Source organism: Nonomuraea sp. NPDC049480, assembly GCF_044465905.1.
Classification (GTDB): Bacteria; Actinomycetota; Actinomycetes; order Streptosporangiales; family Streptosporangiaceae; genus Nonomuraea.
Window position 1 is genome coordinate 1 of record NZ_JBITMD010000058.1, and the last position, 22,280, is coordinate 22,280.

At 67.5% G+C, this 22,280-nt stretch carries 21 protein-coding genes and 2 pseudogenes; 14 read left to right on the forward strand and 9 right to left on the reverse strand.

Translation table 11 applies throughout. The features are described from left to right. Together ACIBX3_RS60330 and ACIBX3_RS60335 are read right to left on the reverse strand one after the other, a co-directional pair. Positions 1-653 (reverse strand): Tn3 family transposase (locus tag ACIBX3_RS60330; RefSeq protein ID WP_397129887.1); only part of this gene is annotated, 653 nt, incomplete at its 3' end. 55 nt (positions 654-708) lie between these two features. Beyond that, positions 709-2,910: pseudogene (locus ACIBX3_RS60335) on the reverse strand (Tn3 family transposase); the annotation flags it as partial. Between the two features lie 156 nt (positions 2,911-3,066). Between ACIBX3_RS60335 and ACIBX3_RS60340 the strand changes: the two are divergent. The 3 genes from ACIBX3_RS60340 to ACIBX3_RS60350 all read left to right on the forward strand — a co-directional run bounded on the left by ACIBX3_RS60340 (position 3,067) and on the right by ACIBX3_RS60350 (position 4,568). Beyond that, the gene (locus ACIBX3_RS60340; RefSeq protein ID WP_397129872.1) at positions 3,067-3,306 is read left to right on the forward strand and encodes a hypothetical protein; all 240 of its coding nucleotides are present in this window, start codon (positions 3,067-3,069) and stop codon (positions 3,304-3,306) included. 72 nt (positions 3,307-3,378) lie between these two features. Further along, positions 3,379-3,987 (forward strand): TetR/AcrR family transcriptional regulator, encoded by a 609-nt coding sequence (locus ACIBX3_RS60345; protein ID WP_397129873.1) that lies wholly within the window; start codon positions 3,379-3,381, stop codon positions 3,985-3,987. Beyond that, entirely contained in the window at positions 3,984-4,568 is a 585-nt protein-coding gene (locus ACIBX3_RS60350) for a GNAT family N-acetyltransferase (RefSeq protein ID WP_397129874.1), read from the forward strand. Before ACIBX3_RS60345 ends, ACIBX3_RS60350 begins: the two co-directional genes overlap by 4 nt. A 116-nt stretch (positions 4,569-4,684) precedes the next feature. On the opposite strand, the gene ACIBX3_RS60355 is transcribed toward ACIBX3_RS60350, so the two are convergent. Further along, on the reverse strand, positions 4,685-5,218 hold the full coding sequence (locus ACIBX3_RS60355; protein WP_397129875.1) for a hypothetical protein: 534 nt from the start codon (positions 5,216-5,218) through the stop codon (positions 4,685-4,687). Positions 5,219-5,273: 55 nt separating this feature from the next. On the opposite strand from ACIBX3_RS60355, the gene ACIBX3_RS60360 reads away from it, so the two are divergent. After that, positions 5,274-5,882, forward strand: coding sequence for a TetR/AcrR family transcriptional regulator (locus ACIBX3_RS60360; protein ID WP_397129876.1), 609 nt, complete (start codon positions 5,274-5,276; stop codon positions 5,880-5,882). Here ACIBX3_RS60360 and istA read toward each other — a convergent pair. After that, positions 5,844-6,878, reverse strand: a complete 1,035-nt coding sequence (gene istA / locus ACIBX3_RS60365) for an IS21 family transposase (RefSeq protein WP_397129877.1) — start codon at positions 6,876-6,878, stop codon at positions 5,844-5,846. The two genes, ACIBX3_RS60360 and istA, sit on opposite strands and share 39 nt — an antisense overlap. Before the next feature lie 914 nt (positions 6,879-7,792). Between istA and ACIBX3_RS60370 the strand changes: the two genes are divergently transcribed. From ACIBX3_RS60370 to ACIBX3_RS60380, 3 genes are all read left to right on the forward strand, one after another. Further along, on the forward strand, positions 7,793-8,065 hold the full coding sequence (locus ACIBX3_RS60370; protein WP_397129890.1) for a hypothetical protein: 273 nt from the start codon (positions 7,793-7,795) through the stop codon (positions 8,063-8,065). A gap of 14 nt (positions 8,066-8,079) precedes the next feature. Then, positions 8,080-8,385, forward strand: coding sequence for a transposase (locus ACIBX3_RS60375; RefSeq protein WP_397129888.1), 306 nt, complete (start codon positions 8,080-8,082; stop codon positions 8,383-8,385). A gap of 87 nt (positions 8,386-8,472) precedes the next feature. Further along, positions 8,473-8,958 carry a recombinase family protein gene (locus ACIBX3_RS60380; protein ID WP_397129878.1) on the forward strand — a complete coding sequence of 162 codons (486 nt, stop codon included), beginning with the start codon at positions 8,473-8,475 and terminating at the stop codon, positions 8,956-8,958. 281 nt (positions 8,959-9,239) lie between these two features. On the opposite strand, the gene ACIBX3_RS60385 is transcribed toward ACIBX3_RS60380, so the two are convergent. Together ACIBX3_RS60385 and ACIBX3_RS60390 are read right to left on the reverse strand one after the other, a co-directional pair. Further along, the gene (locus ACIBX3_RS60385) at positions 9,240-10,082 is read right to left on the reverse strand and encodes an alpha/beta fold hydrolase (RefSeq protein ID WP_397129879.1); all 843 of its coding nucleotides are present in this window, start codon (positions 10,080-10,082) and stop codon (positions 9,240-9,242) included. A gap of 72 nt (positions 10,083-10,154) precedes the next feature. Continuing rightward, positions 10,155-10,781 (reverse strand): helix-turn-helix domain-containing protein, encoded by a 627-nt coding sequence (locus ACIBX3_RS60390; RefSeq protein ID WP_397129880.1) that lies wholly within the window; start codon positions 10,779-10,781, stop codon positions 10,155-10,157. A gap of 283 nt (positions 10,782-11,064) precedes the next feature. Between ACIBX3_RS60390 and ACIBX3_RS60395 the strand changes: the two are divergent. Then, positions 11,065-11,271, forward strand: a pseudogene (locus ACIBX3_RS60395) (recombinase family protein); the annotation flags it as partial. 65 nt (positions 11,272-11,336) lie between these two features. Here the strand turns inward: ACIBX3_RS60395 and ACIBX3_RS60400 are convergent. Then, positions 11,337-11,819 carry a hypothetical protein gene (locus tag ACIBX3_RS60400; protein ID WP_397129891.1) on the reverse strand — a complete coding sequence of 161 codons (483 nt, stop codon included), beginning with the start codon at positions 11,817-11,819 and terminating at the stop codon, positions 11,337-11,339. Positions 11,820-12,017: 198 nt separating this feature from the next. Between ACIBX3_RS60400 and ACIBX3_RS60405 the strand changes: the two genes are divergently transcribed. Next, entirely contained in the window at positions 12,018-14,525 is a 2,508-nt protein-coding gene (locus ACIBX3_RS60405) for a Tn3 family transposase (RefSeq protein ID WP_397129889.1), read from the forward strand. Positions 14,526-14,724: 199 nt separating this feature from the next. Here the strand turns inward: ACIBX3_RS60405 and ACIBX3_RS60410 are convergent, their stop codons facing one another. Next, a complete protein-coding gene (locus ACIBX3_RS60410; RefSeq protein ID WP_397129881.1) occupies positions 14,725-15,840 on the reverse strand; it encodes a recombinase family protein in 1,116 nt (371 codons plus the stop codon). Positions 15,841-16,384: 544 nt separating this feature from the next. Here ACIBX3_RS60410 and ACIBX3_RS60415 point away from each other — a divergent pair. The 5 genes from ACIBX3_RS60415 to ACIBX3_RS60435 all read left to right on the forward strand — a co-directional run bounded on the left by ACIBX3_RS60415 (position 16,385) and on the right by ACIBX3_RS60435 (position 21,892). Next, positions 16,385-17,044: a TetR/AcrR family transcriptional regulator gene (locus ACIBX3_RS60415; protein WP_397129882.1), complete on the forward strand. Its 660-nt coding sequence runs from the start codon at positions 16,385-16,387 to the stop codon at positions 17,042-17,044. Beyond that, positions 17,041-18,234 carry an FAD-dependent monooxygenase gene (locus tag ACIBX3_RS60420; RefSeq protein ID WP_397129883.1) on the forward strand — a complete coding sequence of 398 codons (1,194 nt, stop codon included), beginning with the start codon at positions 17,041-17,043 and terminating at the stop codon, positions 18,232-18,234. Before ACIBX3_RS60415 ends, ACIBX3_RS60420 begins: the two co-directional genes overlap by 4 nt. A 696-nt stretch (positions 18,235-18,930) precedes the next feature. After that, positions 18,931-21,147, forward strand: coding sequence for a hypothetical protein (locus tag ACIBX3_RS60425; RefSeq protein WP_397129884.1), 2,217 nt, complete (start codon positions 18,931-18,933; stop codon positions 21,145-21,147). After that, the gene (locus tag ACIBX3_RS60430) at positions 21,144-21,374 is read left to right on the forward strand and encodes a hypothetical protein (RefSeq protein WP_397129885.1); all 231 of its coding nucleotides are present in this window, start codon (positions 21,144-21,146) and stop codon (positions 21,372-21,374) included. The genes ACIBX3_RS60425 and ACIBX3_RS60430 overlap by 4 nt, the downstream gene beginning before the upstream one ends. A 239-nt stretch (positions 21,375-21,613) precedes the next feature. Next, positions 21,614-21,892 (forward strand): hypothetical protein, encoded by a 279-nt coding sequence (locus tag ACIBX3_RS60435; RefSeq protein WP_327583461.1) that lies wholly within the window; start codon positions 21,614-21,616, stop codon positions 21,890-21,892. Positions 21,893-22,100: 208 nt separating this feature from the next. Here the strand turns inward: ACIBX3_RS60435 and ACIBX3_RS60440 are convergent. Continuing rightward, positions 22,101-22,280 (reverse strand): hypothetical protein (locus ACIBX3_RS60440; protein WP_397129886.1); only part of this gene is annotated, 180 nt, incomplete at its 5' end.

A 22,280-nucleotide genomic window follows, 5' to 3' on the forward strand; every position in this document is an offset into this window, starting at 1 on the left:
GAAGCCCGACAGAACCTCGACAGGAGCCCATGGTCACTGTCCGTCGACCTACTCGTTGACCAGGGGGAACCCTGCGGTATTTCGGTCAACGGGTCTTCCATGCCCTCGTGGTAGTTCTGGTAGAGCTGCCCGTTGCGGCCGTGGAAGACCTTGCGGGCCAGGGCGTGGCGGCCTTCTTGCAGGTTGGCCTGAGCCTTGATCTGATGGCGGTAGCCGGGTTCGTCGGCCATCCGCAGGATGTGCAGGGTCTTGGAGATGCGGCCGTAGTGGGCGATGGCATCGCCGAGCGGGGTCAGGCGGCCGTCGCGCGACAGCATCCGGATCACGTCGTAGGCGCGCACTGCGCCGGTGTGAATCGACCCGATGATCCGCAGGATGTCCTCCCAATGCCGATCGATGCGGGCCGGGTCGACGCGGCCGCGGGCGGCGTCGGTGAACGGGCCGTAGTCGGCACGGGCGTCGATCCGCCACATCTTCTGGTCGGGAAGGTCGGCCAACTGCGGGGCGTAGGCGTACCCGGCCAGGGTGAGCAGCCCGAACACGATGTCGCTGTAGGCGGCGGTATCGGTCACGATCATCTCGGGGCGGCGGCCGCCGTCGCGGTCGTACAGCACGTCCAGCACGTGCAGCGAGTCGCGCGGCGTCCCGGCCACGATCTTGCCGCCGAGCCCGGCGGCATGGTCGTTTACTGGGGCAGAGCCAGGTCGCGCCGCCGCGGCGGCCGAAGTACTTGGGGTTGGGCCGGGCGTACACCGACGGCACGGGAACGACGACCCGCATCCCGTCGATCGAGGCAACCAGGCCGCCGCCCCACGTGCTGGCCAGGGCGATGGTCTGCTGCTTGGCGATCAGGGTAGCGTTGGCGGCTCGGTAGGTGGCCAGCCGCAGGTAGGTCTGGTCCACATGCGACAGCCGGTCGCGGGTCAGGGCCTCGGCCGAGCCGATGACCGGGGTGTAGCCGATGTTGCAGCCGTGGGCGACCAGCAGTGCGGCGATGGTGACGTGCAGGTCGCCCAACCTGGCCTCGCCGCCGGTGATGGAGGTGAACGCGGTGTCGGCGCCGGTCCAGGCGAACACCTCCAGCAGTACCTCGGGCAGGTCCACCCTGGGCAGCAGCGCGTTCACCGCCGACCGCAGCTCGGTCAGCGAGGCGGGTTCGGGCTGGGGCTCCAGCGCGGCCAGGTGCAACCGGCCGTCGTCGCCGAACACCACCTGAGCATTGCCGGGCAGCCGGCCCGCGACTTCGTGGTAGGTGTCGTGCAGCAGCTCGGCGCGCGCCTTCAGGTGTTCCTTGGCCCGGCCGGGCAGATTCAAGCTGGCTAGCGCCTTGGGCCGGGCCAGCTCCCAGGCATGGTCGGCCAGCAGCTTGGCGCGCGGGTCGCCCCATCTGGAGGAGTTGCGGGCGAAGATCTCGCGGCGGCGCAGCATCCGGTGGAAGTGCTCCAGCACGCAGAAGGTGTAGGCTTTCCAGTCCACCGTGCCCGGCTCAGCGTGTGGGGCCGCCAACACCAGCCGCCTCCAGGAGCCGACGAGCAGCCCGGTGTTGATCTCGCTGGGGGCGACCTTCTTACGGCCCGACAGACCCGGCAGCAACCGCAATGCCTTGAGCACCGGCAGTCCTTCGGGCGTGGCGCCGAAGTCCACCACGGTGGTGAGGCGTTCCAGGAACGGCCGTACGGTGGGGAACCGGGTGACCAGCTGGGCGCGCCATGCTTCATCGGCGTCGGAATCCAGCGGCGGCGCCAGTTCGCCGATCGCCGCCAGCGCCGCGGCCAACTCCCGGCGCGGCACCACCGCCTCGATCCGCTGCCACACCGCCTCCACGCTGTCGGCCTCGGGCGGGAAGACCTCGCCGGTGCCGGTGTCGACCTGCTCGGTGGTCGACTCGATCAGCACCTGGACCGCGGCCGCCAGCTTGGCCGAGGCGCGCTCCACCCGCGGCAGCGTCTTCATCTTCTCCCGCGCCGTCTCCCGCTCGGCGCGCGCCAGCAGCTTGGTCGCGATCAGCACGTCCAGCAGGTCCAGGGCGTCATCGACCGCCCGAGTGGTCAGGTGCACCGCGGTGGCCAGCAGCGTGGCCAACCGGCGCGGATCGCTGTGCCGGCGCAGCAGCGAGGCCTTGCCGTCGATCCCATACCGCGACAACTCCGCCAGCCGCCGCGGCGGCACCGCCGACACATCCAGCTCGCCCATCCCCAGCGAGGCGATCTCGGCGGCCCGCTCCAGCGCTCTGGTCATCTGCGGGCCCGACACTCGCACCGGCCCATGCCGCAACCGGTCAAGCTCCGACACCCGCGCGCCCGGCGGTACCTGAAGCAGCGAGTCCAGCACCGCCCGCTGCCCGATGCTCAGCAACCCGTACAGGCTGTCCCACAACCGCTGGTTGGCCACCTCCCGCACCGAGCCGACCAGCCGTTCCAGCGTCGTGGCCCCCGGCAGCAGCACCCGCCGTTCCCGCAGCCACCCGGCCGCCGCGTCGAACAGCGCCTTGCGCCCGTCCCCGGTCGTCCACGCCCGCGCGTCCACCCACTCCCGCAGGTCCTCGGCGACCTCAGCGAAGTCCCGCCACCCCTCCACCTGCTGGATCTCCCCGGCATGCGTGCGGGCTGTGCCGTCGCGCTCCCCGTACAGCTTCAGGCACGAAGCGTCGGCGATGTCCAGCTGCTCGGCCAGGTACTCGGCCACCTCCGCCGGCACCTGCCGTGGGTCGGGCATGAACCGGCCCAAGAACCGCACGCTGGTCAACTGGACCGCGAACCCCAGCCGATTGTGATCCCGGCGTTTGTCCTGGATCAGCTCCCGGTCCGCGTCGTCCAGGAAGAAGTACCGCTCCAACTCCGCACGCGACGGCGCCCCGCCGAACGCCCCGTACCCAGCCGCCTGCTCATCGGTCAGGAACTCGACTGCCACAACACCCTCCGAAGATCGACAAAACGACCCACGAAGGTTCCAGCGGTAAATAGCCCCAGGTCAAACCGGTACAGGCGCCCTTGAACGCTTAGCGCACGATTTCGCAGAGATGTTCCTCAACCCCCGAAACCGACCCTGAGCGGCATCTGACGGCCTGTGAAACGCTCGAAACCCTTGGGCTCCTGGCCTGACGACCAGATTCGCTACCTGTTGAGCGCTCCTCTCGCCGCTGTCGAGGACAAGCTTGCCCAGTTGGATGAGCGGCCCCATCGGTTCACCAGCATCAACGCCGGCATACCGGCCTTCCGCGAGATCGTCGGCCGCACTGCCATGCCTCAACCCGTTATGACCACGTTCCCCATGAACGCCCTGATCCATCGCCCATGGGGAACGTGATCATGCTGTGGTCAGTCAGGCAGGATCCCCTTGATAGGATGAACAAAAGTTCATTTCATCTTGGAGGGGTCCATGCCGCGCACTGCCGAACAGAATGCGGCGCTGCGAGCGGCAACGCGCGAGGTCATCCAGACGGCCGCCGTTCGGGTGTTCGCCCGCCGAGGGTTTGCGGCGTCGACCATCCGTGACATCGCGCTCGAAGCGGACGTGAGTATCGGGTCGATCTACCGTCACTACGCCACGAAGGACGACCTTTACTTTGATCTGCTCGACCAGGCCGTCGCCGGCCTCGTCACGCTCGCGGCCGACATTTCAGGACCAGGGCGGCCGTCCGCCCTGGTTCGCGCATTCACCACTCGTTTTCTGGCCGGCGTCACGGCTGACAATGGCGCTGCCGAGTTCGTCGTCGTCGTCAACCATGGGGTCACCACCGACACACCCCCCGGCACGGTCGACCGGATCGTTGGGGCACACCGCTCGATGTGGCACGCCTTCGAGGAGCTCGTGCGGCGCGGCCAGGCCGCCGGCGAGTTCGGCAGCGGCGATCCGGCAGAGATCACGGCGTGCTACTTCGCCACCCTCGGCGGTCTTACGACGATGCGGCTCGCCCTCGGTGCCGAGCTCGCCGTCCCCGACGTCGACATTGTGCTGAGGTTACTCACGGAAGGAATGTCCGAATGATCGAGATCAAGCGCGGCGATGAGTTGGGCGAGGACTATCGACGGCGGATCACCGAGGTGCTAGTCTGCGGCTTTGCCGAAGACTTCGCGTTCTTCTCCTCCGATCCGCAGAAACTCGCGAATGCGTTCGAGCACATGATCCTGCTAAACCGGTTCTACGTCGCCCTCGTGGAGGGGGAGCCTGCGGCCATTGCCTCTGTCACCGTGGGAACGCAGGAGTGCTTCGCCCCACGCTGGTCCGAGGTCCGACGCCACCTGGGGACAGTTCACGGCACGATCAGCCACCTCGTCGTGCGCTCCCAGTTTCTCGGCGCGGCGGACGAAGCGCGGGCCGGCCTGGCGGAGATCGGCTTCGTCACGACTGCGCCCGCCTACCAGGGGCGCGGGGTGGCGACTGCCCTCATGCAGCACATCCTCGCCCTTCCCGACTTCGACGAATACGTGCTCCGCGATATCAAGAGCACCAACGCCCCGGCGCTCGGCCTCTATGCCAAGCTCGGGTTCACCGAGTACCAGCGACGACCCGTCAAGTTCGCCCGGCGCGCGGGGTTCACCGACTATGTCTCCATGCGGCTCGGTTAGACGGGGGGACCATGCCGAAGGTCATCCATGTCGGCGTACGGCTTCCAGCGCAGAGCCGCGTACGAATAGACGTGCAAAGCTTGAGGAGCTTGACCGTGGCGAGTCAGACGGTTGCGTCATGAGACGCTTCGGCGGTGTTGGTAGGACAGCGTGACGGCGGCGAGCAGCGGTGCCCACGCCACTAGTGGCAGGTAGACGAACCCGACGAGCAGCCTTCCGGTCGCCGTCATGTCGACGTGTGGCAGCGTCCACCAGAACAGGAACGGCGTCCACAGCAGGGCGAGAACCGCGACGCCGAGCCAGGCGGGCACGGTGACGGCCGGACGCGGGATCGTATGGCCGCCGAGCAGCGGGATCCAGCGCGGCACCACCTCGCCCCAGGGGCGCACCAGGCCGAGCGTGAGCAGGGCCGCGACCTCGGTCAGCACGGAGAGAGCCACCAGGTACAGCGGCCCCCACATGGTCGTGCCGACCAGGTCGCGCAGGCCCTGCTCGGTGTAGCCGAGCGGAAGCCCCACGGCTAGGCCCATCCGCCACAGGCTCGACGGCAGCACGAGCAGGGGCACAGCGTGCGCCACCCCGACGGTCCAGCGCGGGACTGGCCGCCGGGTGCCGGCCGAAGGTGGCAGCGCCACCGATTCCTCGATCACTAATGCCCACTTTCGAGACCATAGTTTCGAAACACTGGTCTCGTATCATGGCGGAATGGAGCGCAGCAGGCAACAGGCCGGACGGCCACGCGACACCCGAGTAGATGCGGCCATCACCGCGGCCGTCACCGAGCTGCTGGATGAGGTCGGATACGCGGGCATGACGGTGGCCGCGGTGGCCGAGCGTGCGGGAATCGGCAAGGCGTCGATCTACCGGCGGTACGCCACCAAACACGAGATGGCCTTCGCCGCGATCATCCACGGAAGGACGCTGGAGGTACCGCCCGACACCGGATCGCTGCTGGGTGACCTGACCGCACTGGCGCGGGTCATCGTCGGCCATCTGAGCACCCCGGGGGCCGCCACCGCGCTGATGAGCCTGCTCAGCGAGGCCGCGGCCGATCCGGCACTTGCCGCACGGTTCACTACGACCTTCGTGGAGCCGGAACGTGCCGGGAATGCCGAGCTGCTGGAGCGCGCGGTGCAGCGCGGTGAGCTGGCGCACCTGCCCGACGTCGATCTGTTCCACGCGATGTTCGGGGGCACCGTGATGTCGTGGCTGTTCATCTGTCACCATGACCCGCACGACCTGCCCGAACGACTCGCCCGGTTCGCCTGCGCCGCACTACGGCCCATCGCTAACGCGCCGACCCCACCCGCATGAGCCCCCGCTCACGCCGATGGGCGCTCCTGACCCGGGCCACCGAACCCTGACGGAGCTGAACGGCTCACCGGCCGTCGGTTCATCACGGACACGACACCCGCCGAAACGGGCGAAGCGACCTGCGCGGGCACCGCCAGGACGCACCCGTCGTACGGCGCGGCGATCTACTTCATCGGCGAGTGAGGCGAACGAGCGGCCGGCCAGCACGTGGTCGCGGACGATGGACACCTGGCGTTCCACCCGGCCCTTGCCCATGGGCCGGTAGGCGGCCAGCACATCGATGTCGAAATCGTAATGACCGGCGAACGCCACTGCCTCCGGATGCAGCGGCACCGCCTTGCCCGGGGCCACGTGCCGGCGCACTACCGTTTTGGTGCGGTCGTAGACGATCGCGCCGGGCATGCCGCCGAAGTGCTCGAATGCCCGCCGGTGGCAGGCCCAGAAGGTCGCCAGGTCCTGGCTGGTGGTGAAGCAGCAAAACGGGTCGCGCGAGTACGACAGCACCATGTGGAAGGAATAGACCTTGGCGATCCCGACATGCGCCAGGATCGCGCCCTCATCGCCCCAGTCGACCTGAGCCTGAGCACCTGGCACCACCTCGAACCGGCGATGCAGCCGGGCCAGCTCGTCCGGGCTGTTGCCCAGTTCCGCGGCGATACGCGGCCGGGCCTGCTGCAGGTAGAGCTTGACCCGCTGGTAGTTGCCGGTGAAGCCGTACTCCTCGACCAGCCGTTCATGGATGACCGTGCCCTTCAGCAGCAGCTCGGCGCGCAACCACGCATCGATCACCGGTGCGTATGCGTCGATCATCTGGTTGCGCCGGCTCGGCCGCGCCGCGGCTACCGGTGGTGCCACCGGCCCCTCGTGCTCCAGGTATTTGCGCACCGTGCGCCAGTTCAGCCCGGTCTCTCGGGCGATCTCCGAGATCGACGCCCCAGGTTCCCGCAGCGCCCGGAACCGGCGCAGCTCCAGCCACTGCTCGGCCTCCAGCACCATCGCCTCGCCCCCGCCAAGATGGTCAACATCACCTGGCAGGCTTCACCAACACCGCCCAACTGCGGCAGCGGACACACCGCTCACCTCTGCACGTTTACCTGTACCTGACTCTGCACATCCCGTACGCCGACAATCCAGGTCGTTCGGGCGCGAGGCCAGTCGGTATCGCCGACCATCAATGTTCCCAACCCGAGACCCCCGGACCCCCGTCCTGGCCAGCTTCCTGACGGCTCTTCGCCAACCCACCCCTGATGAGGCGCCCGCCAGCGGCTTTGGCCGCGGAGGGCCACTGGCCGACCGCTTTGAGCAGTTCGCCAAGCAGCTCACCTCGGCCACGGAGCTGGGGCTCATCCCCGACCCAGACGCCGTTCGCGCGGTCTGGCACGACGCCGCCGCGCCCGACTGGGCAGGCCCAGGCGCTATGGCTCCACGGCGACCTGCATCCGCGGCTAACGTCCTCACCGGAGGTCTTGGGGCCATCCGGCCGAAATTGAACGCTAGCGAGCGCCTTCCCAGCTCAGAACCTTGAGTGCTGTTGGCTCTTCCTCCGCAGTAATCCCTGGATTTACTGCGGTGGTGGACATGCTCACCTGCGGGAATACGTGCCGCAGGCGAGATCAGATCTATCGCGTTTACTGCTATAGAGCGTCCTGGCGTTTCAACTCCGGCCGGATGGCCCCGAGACCCCTCACCGCGGACGGCAAGCCCACCTGGGGCCCATCCGCCCACGCCGCACTGCGACGCCTCATCGCAACCGCCCATCGCTGATCAACCGCTCCCCACGCGCTCGAATACCTCCGCGTCGGACCCCACCATGCTCGGCATGCTGGGGTCTACTTGCCTGACGTGCCTGACAGACCTCCAGGCGGCTGACCAGCAAGTTTGCTTGACAACCCTAGATAACGTCCTAGGTGGTGGCGGGCACGCTGACCGGATGGCCGAGCATGCTGGACGATTACAAGCCCCACCTGCATGAACGCTGGAATTCCGGGTGCGCCAACATCCAGCAGCTGCACCGGGAGATCACCGCGCTCGGCTTCCGCGGCAGCTACGGCACCGTCTACGCCTACCTCGCGCCCTTCAAGGGCTCAGCCGCGACGCCCGCCGTCCCCGCGCCGCCCAAGGCCCGCCACATCACCAGCTGGATCCGCCGCCGTCCCGACAACCTCGGCCGGATGAGCAGCTGAAACTCAAAGAGGTCCTGGCAGCCTGCCCGCACCTCGGCGCCTTACACGGCCACATCAAGACCTTCGCGGAGATGATGACCGAACGCCAAGGCCACCGCCTCGACGCTTGGATCGACGCCGTCCGGGCTGACGACCTGCCCCATCTTCATTCCTTCGCCAACGGCCTCGAACGCGACCACGCCGCCGTCCTGAACGGACTCACGCTCCCTTACAGCTCAGGCGTTGTCGAAGGCAAAGCATGCAAGATCAAATTCTTGAAACGGCTCATGTTCGGCCGCGCCAACTACGACCTCCTCAGAAAGATGGCACTGCTGAACTGAGCCGAGATCACCGACCGTGACCGCTCCCCAGCAAATGCACCAGATCCATTTACCGATGAAACTGACACCGTCACCCTGGCCCGGGAGATGCGCGCCTCCGGCGTCGCGGTCACCCTGGTCGTCCACGAGCACAAGCGGCTCGGCCGCGGTCTGGCGCTGGCCGAGCTCGCCGAACAACTGCGCGCCTGCGACGTCGGCCTGGAGTTCCTCACCGGCGAGCTGCAAGGCAGCCACGATCCGTCCGGCGTGGTGTTCACCGTGCTGGCCGCCCTGTCCGGGATGGAGCGCGAATACATCCGCGACCGCAACCTGGAAGGCCACGAGGCCGCCCGCAAGAACGGCAAGGCCATCGGCGGCGCCACCGTCACCGATGAGGCCATGCTGTCCATGGCGGTGCATCTGCGCGGCCAAGACCTCAGCCTCCGCGAGATCGCCTCCCGCCTGGTCATCACCCAGGGCGCCAAGAGGGGCCAGCACCCCTCCCCGGCCACTGTCATGCGCATGCTCCGCGACCACGACACCAGCATCACCGAGCGGAGCGTCGGAGCTGACGATGCGAAGCTACGGCCGTAGTCCCTGGCCGGTACCCGTGCCGCGAACTGTTCTTGGCCATGATCCAACACCGTGATCAAACCGAGACGCCAGTCGCAGGCTCTTGCGTTATCGCAGGTCAGGCGCTACTTCGGTGAAAATTTCGTCATTGCTACCGGGACCCCTACGCGGAACATGCGCGAGCTTCGCGATCAGATGCGTGAGATGAAAGACGAGATCCGTCGCGCTCAGGCCCGCGCTGACACCGTCTTCCTTGGCCTGCCGCTGGACCGAGTCGGGGGTGGACCTGCAACGGAACCCGCTTATGAAACAAGCCCAGACGGCCGCGCAGCTACGAAGAACTCGGCGAACGTCTTGGCGAGTGTCTCGGGATGGGTGAGCGGGGCGGCGTGCCCGGCGCCGGGGATCTCGCGCACCCGTGCGTTGGGGACGTGGTCGGCCACGTGCCGCGCGCTGGCGTGGTAGAAGGGCATGGTGTCGGATCCGTGCAACACCAGCACTGGAGCGGAGATCGCGCCGAGCACGGCCGGATCCTCAGCGGTGGGGCCTTCGTACGCCACCACTTGCTGGAGCATGTTGAGCAGGTGCGGGACATAGCGGCCCGCGGCCTCGAAGTAGCCGGCGTCCTCGGCCACAGCCATCTCCTCGTCGTTGAAGGGCCCGCCCGCGAACGCGCGGACCGCAGCCGTCAAGTCGCCTTCGGCGGCCAGTTCTCCCATCCGGGCGACGGCGTCGCCGATAACCGCTTGCTCCCGCTCGTCCATCAGGCCCCGCATCGGAGGCTCCACGAGGACCACCGCGTCCACCGCGTCGGACCGCGCTGCCGCGCCGAGTGCCAGGTTGGCGCCGGCGGACCAGCCCACCAGTCCGGTCGGCCCCCCGATGCTGTCGAGGTAGGCGAGGACGTCGTCGACCTGTCGACCTAGGCTGAGGTCGGGGTGGTCGCCGCTGAGGCCACGGCCGCGCATGCTCGGCAGATGGCAGGTGAACCGGCCGGTCAGGTGCTCCAGCAGCCGGTTCCAGTCGATGTCGCTGTCGCCGATGCCCCCGTGCAGGAACACCAGTGGCCGTCCCTGGCCGTGCACGGTTCCGCCGATGGTGACGCCGTCGGTGGCGGTGACGTAGTGCGTGCGCTGTGTCTTCATGGCAGGCTCCATACGAAGTAAACACGTTTACATCCGCACGATAGCGTCAGCCCGTTTAGTAAGTAAATGCGTTTACTTACTGCCTTCCCCGGCACTGCCGTGCAGCAGTGCCCGCACTCCCTGGCGGACGTACTCGACCACCTGCTCGGGCGGCGCGGTGGCCAGCCGTCCCTGGGGAGACGCCCACCGCAGCACCCTGATCCCAGCGAGAAGCGCGGCGGCCAGCTCCGCGCGCAGCCGCGGGTCGTCGCCGGTCGCGACCGTGGCGAACGGCCCGACGACATTGTTCTCGGCGTAGTCCCGCACCTTCTCGGGCAGCCCCTCCTCATCGGAGGTCTCCCCAATGAGCCGCCAGACCGTGAGCAGGTCGTCCAGGCCGGGCGAGTGCGCCGCGCTGGACGCCAGCAGCTCGGCCATCCGGTCAGGCAGTTCCTCGGCCGGTACGTCCAACTGCCCGAACATCGCCGAGTCCGCCGCCGCCGTGGCGAATAACCCTGCCTTCGACCCGAAGTAGCGGTACACCAGGGCGACGTTGACGCCGACCTCCGCGGCGATGTCCCTGACACTGACCGCCTCGAAGCGGTCACGAGCGAACCGCTGGCGTGCCGCCTCCAGCAGCGCCTGCCGCGTCGCTGCGGCGTCACGGCGGCGCCGCGGCGACGCCGCCGTGCCCCTGGAGTTCGATTCCTCCGCCGCCATCACCATCACCCCCAGGACTCGACGTCAACGGTGGTAACGCTAGCTGACGCCTGCCCTTCTCCCCCAAACAGGGCTTGCGCTTACCGTACGAAATGGTTCCGTTGCAGGTCCACCTTCGGCGCGAGGCTGGAAGGTCTGCGAGGACACCCGCTGACGCTTGGACCGCCGTCAGAAGTCATGGGGCATGGGGTGCTTGGGAATCGCATGTGCTCGCGCCCAGAGCCACGACCGCTTCGGAGTGGTACTACGACTCGCCTTCAGATCATGGCTGAATGATCGCTAAATGGTCCCAAGAGGACTGACAATCGGTCCCATTTCACGCTGTCGAAACCATCGGAGCGACGGCGCGCAACTGGCAGGGCAAACCCGTGGAGTTCCGCGGCCCCGCGACACCCTCGTAGCGCCCTCGCTGAATCGGCTGGGCCGTTCCCTGCAACACTTCATCTCGATCGTGGCCGGGCTGCGCAAGCGTGGCGTCGGCTTCCGCCTCCGGCACGAGGCCCTGGGCAGCGTCTCTGCCAGTACTGACCCCCAGGAATTCCACTCAGAGCTGGGTCAGTTCAGATCTTCGGTGATCGTCCAGCCGCGGCTACCGCCGATCTTGGCGAGCTGCCGGCGCAGCACCGCGATCCGCTCACGCGCGTCCGGCCCAGCGATCCCGATCGTGATGCGCTCATCGGTCGCGTGATAACTGGTCCGCCGATCGCCTGCCGCGACCCGGCACGCCGCGTTGATGGCGGCTCGCAGCCGGGCCACTTTTCGTAGATCACCTTGCCCGCCGAATCCTTCGATCGTCACGGACGAGAATAGCGGTGCGAGACGCAGGCCGTCCTGCCGCTTGGAAGCGTCCAACGCTTCCTGATCGGCACTCAGATCCTTCAGGATCCTGTCCCGGTCGGCCGAGCTGATCGGCCTGCGACCGAGCCAGTCAGGCCAGCCGTCCGGCCGAGTCGGCACCACTCGCACCGGCTCGTACGGAGGCGGCGCAACCGCCTCACCGGCCTTGCCCTCAGCATCGACGGCCCCGCTGTCGCTCAACCAGACTCCTCGTGCCACGTCCACGCGACAGCTCGTGATCTTCTCCCGATCGTACCGGTCGATTCCAGGCCGATGACCTACAGACAGGACAGGCGTGGCGCATTGTAGGCGTCCCCATCCGCCCACGATCCTTCGCAAGCCTGCCTGACCTGCGGTGGAGGCTTATCGTTCAATTTCGGCCGGATAGTCCCAGCACCCCTGCTCAGCGGGCAGCAGCGGGCGGTGCTGGACCTGCTGCTGGAGGTGCCGCCAGGGAAGAAGGTCTCGGACCTGGAACGGTGGCGGACCGGCCCGTCGAAGGCGTCCGGGCCGCAGATCGTCAAGTCGCTGGATCTGGTGGCCGAGATCGGTGGCACCGAGCTCGGCCGGCTGGAGCTGGACGCCGCGGTGCCGCAGCGGCGGCTGGACGAGCTGGCACGCTATGGCCTGACCGCCCACTCCTCCCAGTTGAAGAAGCACCCGGCCTCGCGGCGGTTGGCCACGCTGCTGGCCACCGCGCAGCGGCTGGAGACCAAGACCATCGACGACACGCTGGAGCTGCTGGACCTGCTCATGGTGACCGAGCTGCTCGGCAAGGCGCAGCGGGAGGCTGACAAGCAGAAGGTCGTCAAGCATCCCCGGCTGGCCAAGGCCTCAGCCTGGCTGGCCCAGGCGGTGGAGGTGCTGCTGGAGGCCGAGGGGTGGAGCGAGGACGTGCGGTTGTTCGAGGTGTGGGAGATGATCGACGCGGTCGTGCCCCGCGCCCAGTTGCGTTCGGCGGTGGCCACGGTGACCGGGCTGGTGCCGCCGCCGGACGCCGAGGACGATGGCGGCTGGCGGGCGGAGATGGCAGGCAAGTACGCCACCGTGTCGGGGTTCGTGAAGCTGCTGACCCAGGTGATCGCGTTCGAGGCCAACGCCGAGGGCGCGCGGGTGCTGGCCGCGATGAAGGCCCTGCCGGACGCGCTGGCCTACCGCTCGCGCCACCATCCGGTCACGGTGCTGCCGCTGCGGCTGATCGACCCGCTGGTGGTGAGTGGAGCGTGGAAGCGGCTGGTGTTCGGTCATCCGGTCCGCACCGACAACCTGGTCGACCGCAACGCGTACGTGTTCTGCGTGCTGGAGCAGTTCCACCGCCATCTCAAGCGGCGCGAGATCCACGCGCCCGCCTCCAGCCGGTGGCGCGACCCGGACGCCCAGCTGCTGAAGGGCGCGGCCTGGGCGGCGGTCAAGGACAGCGTGCTGACCGACCTGGGCCTGCCGGAAGATCCAGCGGAGCTGCTGGCCGAGCACGCTGAACGGCTGGATCGCGCCTACCGGGTGGTGCGGGCCGGGCTGGCCGCCAATACCTCCGTCACCATCGACGACGACGGCAAGATCCATGTGGCGAGTGTGAAGGCGATCGAGGAGCCGCCGTCGCTGATCGACCTGCGCAGGCAGGTGGAGGCGATGATGCCGCGGGTGGACATCTCCGAGGCGGTGGTGGAGGTGCTGGGCTGGTGCCCGAAGTTCATGGAGGCCTTCACTTCGATCGCCGGCACCGGAGCGCACCTGGATAACCTGGACATCTCGGTGGCGGCGTGCCTGACCGCGCAGGCGCTGAACATCACCTACGGACCGATTGCGATCAAGGGCGTGCCCGCGCTGGAGCGGCACCGACTCGGGTACGTCGATCACACCTATCTGCGTGCCGACAACTACGCCGCCGCCAATCCGCACCTGATCGCCAAGCAGGCCGGGATCGGTTTCGCCCAGGCGCTGGGCGGCGGCCTGGTGGCGGCCATCGACGGCATGCGTTTCGTCGTTCCGGTGCCCTCCGCATATGCCCGCCCGAATAAAAAATATTTCGGTCCGAAGCGCGGAATTACCTGGTTGAATATGATAAATGATCAGGCGTTCGGTATCGCATCGAAAATTGTGTCCGGCACCGACCGGGATTGCCTGCACGCGTTGGATGTCATCTTCGGTTCGGGCGAGGGTCGCAGGGCTGATGTGATTGTCACCGATACCGGATCTTACAGCGATCTGGTATTCGGGCTCGCGCATTTGCTGGACAAGGAGTATCGGCCTGCGCTGGCCGATCTGCCGGACCAGAAGCTGTGGCGGGTGCAGGCCGATGCCGACTACGGGGCGCTGAACGCACTGGCTCGCGGACGGCTGGACCTGGGCAAGGTCGCCCGGTGGTGGCCGGACATCCTGCGCCTGGTCGGCTCCATCTACACCAGCGCCGTCAACCCCTACGACGTGGTGCGGATGCTGCAGCGCGACGGCCGGCCGACTGCGATGGGCGAGGCGATCAACACCTACGGGCGGATTTATAAGAGTCTGCATGTGCTGGCGCTGATCGACGATGAGGGCATGCGGCGCGGCATCAAGGGCATCCGCAACCTTCAGGAGGGCCGGCACGATCTGGCGCAGAAGGTCTTCCACGGCCGCAAAAGCGAAGTGTTCCAGCGGTATTACGAGGGAATGGAGGACCAGTTAGGAGCTCTGGGCATTGTTTTGAATTGCCTGGTGCTGTGGAACACCGTCTACATTGACGATGCCCTGCGTCAGTTGCGCACGCAGGGCTATCCGGTGCTGGATGACGACGTGGCCCGGCTCAGTCCGTTCATCAGACGACACATTAATGTGCATGGAAGGTATTCGTTTCAGCGGCCGCAGCTGAATGGCGGGCGGCGGGCTCTGCGTGACCCCGATGCCGACGACACCGATGATGAGGATTGACGGGGGCGGGAGGAGGCAAACATCCTGCCGCGGGAGACGAGGAGGTTGCATCATCGGGTGTGCCGGCCAGGGTCACGGCGTTGATGCCATCTGTGAGGGGTGGAGGAGAAAGCGCGTGCTGGCCCCGCTGGACGAGTAGCGGGGTGAGCGTCTTGTGCGGGCTGTGATCAGCTGGCAGCCGCCGGGTTGATCGTGTGCGCTATCGCAGCTCCGCGTCCGGGTGAGGCTGGCTCTGCAGGCGATGGCGAAGGTCGGCCTCCTGAGCCGTCAGCGCCTGGCCCGGGCGTCGGATGCGGGCCAGGCGCGGCCAGGGGATGTCGTCACCTTGCAGGAGGGCAAAGTCGGCGTGCGCCTGCTCGACGGCCTCGGGGTAGGCCTGCGTCTTCTCATACTCGGCCAGGGCGCGGTAGATGCTGGCCAGGGACGGATTCTGGCCCTTGCGCTTGCCGGTGGGGATGATCAGGTCCTTGCGGATGTCTTCGACGCGTTCCCCGGCGGCTTTGCGGCGTAGCACGGTGTGCAGCATGTCGTCGGTGATCACCACGGGTCGGCCGCCGTACTTGCCCTGGCGGGCGGCGGCGTCCAGGCCTTCCAGGGTGGCCTCGCGGATGGCCTCGCGTTCGGTCTCGGCCATCGCGGCGAAGAACGCGAACAGCATCCGGCCGGGTCCGGCCGGATCGTAGATGCCTGCGAGGGGTCCGGCGAGCATCTCCAGCACCAGCCCGTGCGCGGTCAGGTGGTCGGCCAGTGCGGTGAGTTCGGCGGCGTCGCGACCCAGCCGCTTCATCTCATACACCGTCAAGATGACCCGGCAGTGCGGGGCGTGCGCCTTGATCTGCCGCGCCAGAGCGAGCGCGGCCTCGAACTGCGGGCGCACCTTCACCCTGGTCGAGATCTTCTCGGCGAAGATCTTCTCCCGGTCGATGCCGTGCGCGGCCAGTGCGTCCAGTTGCGACTGCAGTTCCTGGGTGAGGGCGGAGCAGCGGGCGTAGCCAATCCGGATGTCGGCCGACGGCCTGTCGGCGTCGACGGGCGCGGGCGGCGGCGTGCCGGGCCGCCACGGCTGGCCCGGGTTGCGGTCGGCCGGGGTTATCACCCGCAGCAGCTTGGCCAGCCGGGGCACTTTGGTGAAGCGGCCGGTGTGGTAGGTGCCGGCCACGGCGCCCGAACGTGATCGGCACGGCGAACCGGGAGCGACGGCGCATCGCGGGCATGGGTGACGTTCAATGTCATCGGCGTCACGGGGGTGTTCCTCGCCGATAGCGGACAGAGAGGTAAATTCGATATGTTCGCGGACTTCCGGGGCCTCGGCCACGCCTCCGATGCTCTCACAAATATTTCTCAGAACCTGGCGATCGGCCGACTTGCACGGCCGCATCCTGGCCGAATCTCATCTTGGCGCAGTGATCCGCAGTCAGCGCCGCGATCAAGCTCAACGCCTGCGGCTGTTTCGGCAGCAAGGCCGGTGTCGGGTTGCTACGACGCCGGTCCGGGTGTTCGTTATGACAGGTTGAGTTTCTCGGCGAGCGAGGTCAGGTTGTCACCTCCGCAGATGGATGGCTGGGATCTTCGGCGCTATCTGGCCGGACCGTCCAGTTGAGGTAGGCCTCAACGCCAAGGTCGCCATTGCGCAGCGTGGTCTGCTGCCGCCCAGGGGCGAACGTTGGTCCATCGGCGACCAGACACTCACGACTTCAGGCGACCTCATCACACGCTCGCCACTGAGCACACGAAGGTACGGTCACGCGCTCGAGCGGTCGATCAAGACCTTGGCCGGGTGGCCACCGCCCGCTTGCTCGGGAGAGTCTTCCGCTCTAAGATGCAAGTAACTAGTTAGTTTCATCCTAGAGGTGGGTCAGATGATCACAGCAAAACGGCCTCGCGACTCCGCGGCGACACGGCAGGCCATTCTGAGCGCGGCGGCGCGGTCGTTCGCCGAGCACGGGTTCGACGGTGCCCGCATCGACATGATCGCGGAGGCGTCGGGTTGCAACAAGGCACTGATCTTCCGGTACTTCGAGGACAAGCTCGGCCTCTATGTCGAGGTCTTGCAACGTATGGACCGGGAGGTGGCCGAGCTCATCGCCCAGGCCCTGCCGCCCCCCGGCGACCTGCGCAGCCTCGCGGCGAACCCGCAGCGACTGGCCACGCTCCTGCGATCAGTGCTGGGCGCTCTGGTCGATCACATGCTGGCCGATCCCCAGACGGCACGCATGCTGTGCTGGGAGCAGGCCGAGGGCTGGGAAACCTACGCAAAGATCATCCACCGGTTCGACACCGACGATCTCGCCCGGCTCACGGCCATCCTCGATGCTGCGCGTGAGGAGGGCACGGTCCGAGCCGACCTCGACATCTCTCTGATCGCCGTGATCCTGATGCAAGTGTGCTGGTCCATCCCCTCGGCCCTGGCACTGCGCGAGCAGCTGAGCGGCACCTCGACCCACCCCGATCACGCACGCGAGCAGATCGTCGCCTTCCTCATCGCCGCCATCGTGCAACACCCACAGGAGAACCAATGAAGAACAGGCGCATTCTGGTGTCCGGTGCGGGTGTCGCCGGCCCGACCCTCGCCTACTGGCTGGCGCGCTGGGGCTTTCGTCCCACGCTCGTCGAGCGCGCCCCAGCCTTGAGGACCGGAGGATACCTGCTGGACTTCTCAGGCGCCGGCTTCGACGTCGCGCAGCGGATGGGACTCGTGCCGCACCTGTCCCGCTTGGCCGTACGGATGGATGAGACCCTCCTGGTCGACCGGGACGGCCGCGTCAGGCAGCGCATCGACATGAACCGCACGCTGGCCTCCTCAGCCGATCGGTACATGACCATCGCCAGGAGCGACCTGTCCCAGGTCATCTACGCCGCGCTCGGCGACGGGGTGGAGACCATCTTTGGCGACACCGTGACCCGTCTGCGACAAGACGAGGACGGCGTGGAGGTCGATTTCGAGCGCGCCGGGAGCCGCCGCTTCGACCTGGTCATCGGCTGCGACGGGCTGCACTCGACGACCCGGCAGCTGGTGTTCGGCGACGAGCGGCAATTCACCCGCCCTCTCGGCTTCTGCGTCGCCGCATTCGTCCTCGACGACTACCCCCACAGCGAGAAGGGCGCCGTGCTCGGCCATCTCGAACCCGGCAGGCAGACCTGGGTGCACGGACTGGACGACGGGCGGACCGCCTTCTCCATGATCTTCGCTGCCTCTCCCCCTCCGCGCTTCAACCCCCGTGATGCCGCCACGCACAAAGCCCTGGTACGCCGCGCCTACGCCGACGCCGGCTGGCAAGTCCCGAAGATCCTCGATGAGCTGAGCCGGGTTCCCGACCCATACTTCGACCTGGTCTGCCAGACCCGCATGTCACGCTGGCACGAGAGCCGCGTCGCCCTGGCGGGCGACGCCGTCGCGTGCCCGTCGCTGGTGTCGGGGCAAGGGTCGGCGTTCGGCATGGCCGAGGCCTACGCGCTCGCCGGCGAACTGCACGCCGCGGACGGCGATCACACCCGAGCCTTCCCAGCCTACGAATCGCTGCTCAAGCCCTTCATCACCGCCCAACAGGACAAGGTACGACGCGCCACCCGATGGATCATCCCCAAGACGGCGCTCGGCCGGCAATTGCAGGACACCGCGGCTCAGCTCCTGTCGCTTCCGCTCATCGCCAAGCGCGCCACAGGCCGCGTCGCCGACGTACGACTCCCGCTGCCGCACTACCCACGCTGAGGGACGAATACACCGACATCCCCCATGCCCGCCTTGACAGGCGCGGCACCGGACCCGCTCAGACAAGCGGCGCGACCGCCGGCGAACTGCACCAGGCAGGGCAGGGCCACCGCGGCACGAGTCCAGCCACCTCGTTCGAGTCCGGGGCGCTGTGAAATGGAACGGAATCCGGGCGTTAACCACGTTCGGATGGGCAAGCGAGGGGGCCGCTGGCCAGCGGGAATAGCGTTAACGCCGGATTCCGTTCCAAATCTGACCCCGAGCCGGGACAAGCAATGAAGATCCGCCTGGTCGGCACCGCAGAAGAAGCCGAGACCGCTTCCCTATTGGATAGGCGTGTTGTTCCTGTTCACTAGAGGGGCTGATGTGACGGCTTGGCGGGTGTTTTGGGTGCCCCGAGATGCGACCCGTTTCGGTGTTCGGCGGTCGGTTCTGGAGGGGTGGGAGGACCTGACCGCTCGGGAGCGTGAGGTGGGCGTGCGGGCAGGGGATCCGATCTTCTTGTCCCCCGACTATCGGGTGGATCCAGGCTTGTCTGCGTACGGACGGGCGAAGGGCTTCCGATCCTGCACGCGGGAGACGCGACGCAACTATGCGACGGACATCTGCCTGCTGCTGAACTTCCTGTGGAGCCGCGGCGATGACCGCGGCCGGCTGCCGATAGTCACGATTCGGCACCGGGACGGGCCCTGATGCATGCCGTGGGTGCTGGACGGCGGCGATCATATCGATGTGAGTCGACGTCCCATCCGCTGGTGGAATACGGCCGCTCTGCTGGCCATCGTTGCGCTGGTCGCGACGGTGGTGTTGGTGGGACGCGCGCTGGACCGGACCGACAAGGTCAACGTGGCTGACCTGGCTGCGGTCGCGATCGCCGCAGCGGTGGCCACGGCCGCCGTCGTGACGTGGGCCAGGCGCCGCAACACCGTCGCCGGCAATCTCGCCGATGTGACACAAACCGCCGATGTGCTGGCCGATCTGGTGCGTCGTCAATGGCAGGACGAGGCCCGCAACCGGCTGCTCGACGATCCCGAACCGATCCCGGTGTATTGGCAGCTCATCGCCGACGAGACAGTGATGAGCCAGCCCCGTCTGATCATGAGCGATGCCGAGCTCACCCTGACCGGCCGCAGCGACGACATGGCGGCTTTGGCGGAGGCCTTCCGCGCCCTGACCCGGCGGCGGCTGGTCATCGCCGGCGGCGCCGGCATGGGCAAGACCACCCTGGCGATCCAACTGCTGCTGCAGCTGTTGTCCACCCGCGCCGCCGATCAGGCCCGTGCCGGCGAGGGGGATGTCGTGCCGGTGCCGGTGCTGCTGCCGGTCTCCGGCTGGGATCCCGGCGTTCATCCCCGGCTGCAGGACTGGCTCGCCGTCCGCCTGGCCACCGACTACCCGGCGCTGGACGCGCCGCAGCTCGGCGCCGGCGGCGCTGCCGCGCTGGCCGAAGGCGGCCACATCCTGGCTGTCCTGGACGGCCTGGACGAAATCCCCGCACCCGCCCGCGCCCAGGTGCTCGCCGCGCTCAACGCCTCGCTGACCGCCCGCGACCAGCTCATCCTCACCAGCCGCCGGACCGAGTTCACCACCGCCGTCCACGACGCCGGCCGGCCGCTGACCGCAGCCGCGGTCATCGTCCCCAAGCCTGTCACCGCGCAGGTCGCCGCGGACTACCTGACCGCCTGCCTGCCCGCCTCCCCGTCCGAGGCCTGGACCCACACCCTGGCCGCACTACGCTCCCGCACCGCCCTCGGCCTGACCCGGCTCGCCGCCACCCCGCTCGGCCTATGGCTGATCCGCACCGTCTATATCGCCCCCGGAGCCGACCCCATCCCCCTGACCGGACCGCTCGGCGCCGACGCCGACGCGCTGCGCACTCACCTGCTGGACCACGTCATCCCCGCGCTGATCCAAACTCGCCCGCCCAGCACCGACCCCGCCGACCACTTCCGGCCACGCCGCTCTCACAGCCCTGCCCGAGCCCGCCACTACCTGACCGAGCTGGCTCGTCTGTTCCCCCCCGACCAGACCCGCGATATCACCTGGTGGCACCTGGCCCGCACCACTATCGCTCCCCGCAGTCTTCAAGCTATCGCCGGCCTCGCGATTGGGCTCGTGTTCGCACTCGTGATCACACCCGGGGTCTGGGGGAACATCGATCTTGAGACCTGGTTCCTGCTCTGGCTTGGAGGGGCGTTGGCGGCCGGACTCGGGGCCAGCAGATGGGCAGCGGAATCTCCCGGTCACGCCGATCTGCGCCTGCGAGGACGAATGATCGGGCTTCTTCGGTCAACCAAGGACAACTTCGTATCCGGGGTCATGTTCGGGTTCGTGTTCGGACTCGCGCTCTTACTCGCGCCCGGGGTCGTGAGCAGGCTCATCAAGGAATTCACGTCCAGGTCCAAGCACGATCTCTGGACCGGGCTCCTGATCGAAGTTGAGCCAGCACTCATGAGCGGGCTCGTGTTCGGTCTCGTGGGCGGGCTTGTGACCGGGCTCATCGCATGGGCGCAACAACCAAGCGTCATCACTGCCGGAACGCCGCAATCCACCTTGAAGGCCGACAGAGCCATCACGCTACTTCGCGTATCCGCGTTCGGTCTCGTGACCGGGCTCGCGCTATCGTTCGCGGACTCGCTCACGGCCGGACTCACGGTCGGGCCCGCGATTGGGCTCGCGTTCGGTCTCGTGTCCGGAAAACATCATGCCTGGTTCGTCTTCGTGATCGCGGCCGCCCGACTGGCGTCCGCCGGGCGGCTGCCCTGGCGGCTCATGTCCTTCCTGGACGACGCCCACCGGCTGGGCCTGCTGCGCACTATGGGCCCGATCTACCAGTTCCGTCACGCGGCCCTGCACGACCACCTCGCGACGCGTCGTCGAGAGAGCAACAAGAAGCTCAACACGCAGACTTGACGGGGAAGACCGCCGCCGCGCTGATCGGCACCATCATGACCGTGGTCGAGGACTCCGGCCCGCGCTCCCGCCGCGGCGGCGGCCTGCAGATTCAGCGCTACCTCGACGTCCGGCTCACGCCGCCGGACCCACCCGGCTCGAAGGACCAGCCGCCGCGCCGGTGCTCTGGTGCCGGGCGCGAAGCGGCGGCCGCAGACGACGCCGTCGACCTCACTTCATGGGGCTGACTGTGGCCTCTCTTCTGATCTGTCGAGGAACACCGTCGCTGACCTGCGGTTCGCCAGTTGGGGCCGGGATGGTCACTTGCCTTGGTCTCTCATCTGAAGTGGCGGATTTCGGGGGAAACAGAGCCCCACGCCGGTCGGCGTCGGCTATCTGCGGTGTAATAGAGAGGAGTCTCCCTTTATGACGTGTGCCCCGGGATGACCCTGACGCCCGGCACATCAAGCGGCATGAACGGGAAGCTATGACAGCGGAGTTCGCGATCGGCGAGTACATCCTGGTGCGAGATGGCAGGACCTTCGAAATCTTCCATTGTCTGACGGATGCCAGGCGATACCACGTGGCGTTCCTCGGAGTGGACGCGAAACCACACGGTGACGGCTTCAAGGTTACGATCGGCACCAGGTACAACGACCGGATCGCCAACGGGGTGCCGCTGAAGATGGATCAGCAGCAGTTCGCGCGTTTCCAGGAATTCATGGCCGCGGTGATTGAGGCGCGCGATGGCACGAGCGCCCAGTAGCCGCACGGGATAGCTCCCGGATCCTCCACAACCACGGGCACTCCCGTTCGTTCAGGCGTTCTCCTCCCGAGCGCGGCCCCAGCCCCAAGGTGAGGTGATCGTCGCAGGTCACTGTGCGCGACGGCGTTATCCCGAGGGTCGGTGTCGGTCCGGGCGTTTGGGGATGAGTCAGGCGCGCAGCCGCTCGATAACACTGAGAGCCCGGTGTCTATACCTTGCTCGCGACCACCATGTAGTTCTCGGCCTCAAGATCGAACGTGCTCACTTCCGTCCGGAGTCCGACCCGGTGCAGTTCGACTTCGAGTTCCTCGTACCGGTAGGGCCAGCAGGACAGCAGTTCCGAGCGGACAAGAACCAGCCCAGTCGCATCAACTTGCGCGATCGCAAT

What these genes read in the sequence shown, in the direction of transcription:
- ACIBX3_RS60350 (WP_397129874.1), top strand. Translation starts at nt 3,984, where the DNA reads ATGATCGAGATCAAGCGCGGCGATGAGTTGGGCGAGGACTATCGACGG.
- ACIBX3_RS60435 (WP_327583461.1), top strand. Translation starts at nt 21,614, where the DNA reads ATGACAGCGGAGTTCGCGATCGGCGAGTACATCCTGGTGCGAGATGGC.
- ACIBX3_RS60360 (WP_397129876.1), top strand. Translation starts at nt 5,274, where the DNA reads ATGGAGCGCAGCAGGCAACAGGCCGGACGGCCACGCGACACCCGAGTA.
- ACIBX3_RS60425 (WP_397129884.1), top strand. Translation starts at nt 18,931, where the DNA reads ATGCCGTGGGTGCTGGACGGCGGCGATCATATCGATGTGAGTCGACGT.
- ACIBX3_RS60345 (WP_397129873.1), top strand. Translation starts at nt 3,379, where the DNA reads ATGCCGCGCACTGCCGAACAGAATGCGGCGCTGCGAGCGGCAACGCGC.
- istA (WP_397129877.1), bottom strand. Translation starts at nt 6,878, where the DNA reads ATGGTGCTGGAGGCCGAGCAGTGGCTGGAGCTGCGCCGGTTCCGGGCG.
- ACIBX3_RS60420 (WP_397129883.1), top strand. Translation starts at nt 17,041, where the DNA reads ATGAAGAACAGGCGCATTCTGGTGTCCGGTGCGGGTGTCGCCGGCCCG.
- ACIBX3_RS60385 (WP_397129879.1), bottom strand. Translation starts at nt 10,082, where the DNA reads ATGAAGACACAGCGCACGCACTACGTCACCGCCACCGACGGCGTCACC.
- ACIBX3_RS60380 (WP_397129878.1), top strand. Translation starts at nt 8,473, where the DNA reads ATGCGCGCCTCCGGCGTCGCGGTCACCCTGGTCGTCCACGAGCACAAG.
- ACIBX3_RS60390 (WP_397129880.1), bottom strand. Translation starts at nt 10,781, where the DNA reads ATGGCGGCGGAGGAATCGAACTCCAGGGGCACGGCGGCGTCGCCGCGG.
- ACIBX3_RS60415 (WP_397129882.1), top strand. Translation starts at nt 16,385, where the DNA reads ATGATCACAGCAAAACGGCCTCGCGACTCCGCGGCGACACGGCAGGCC.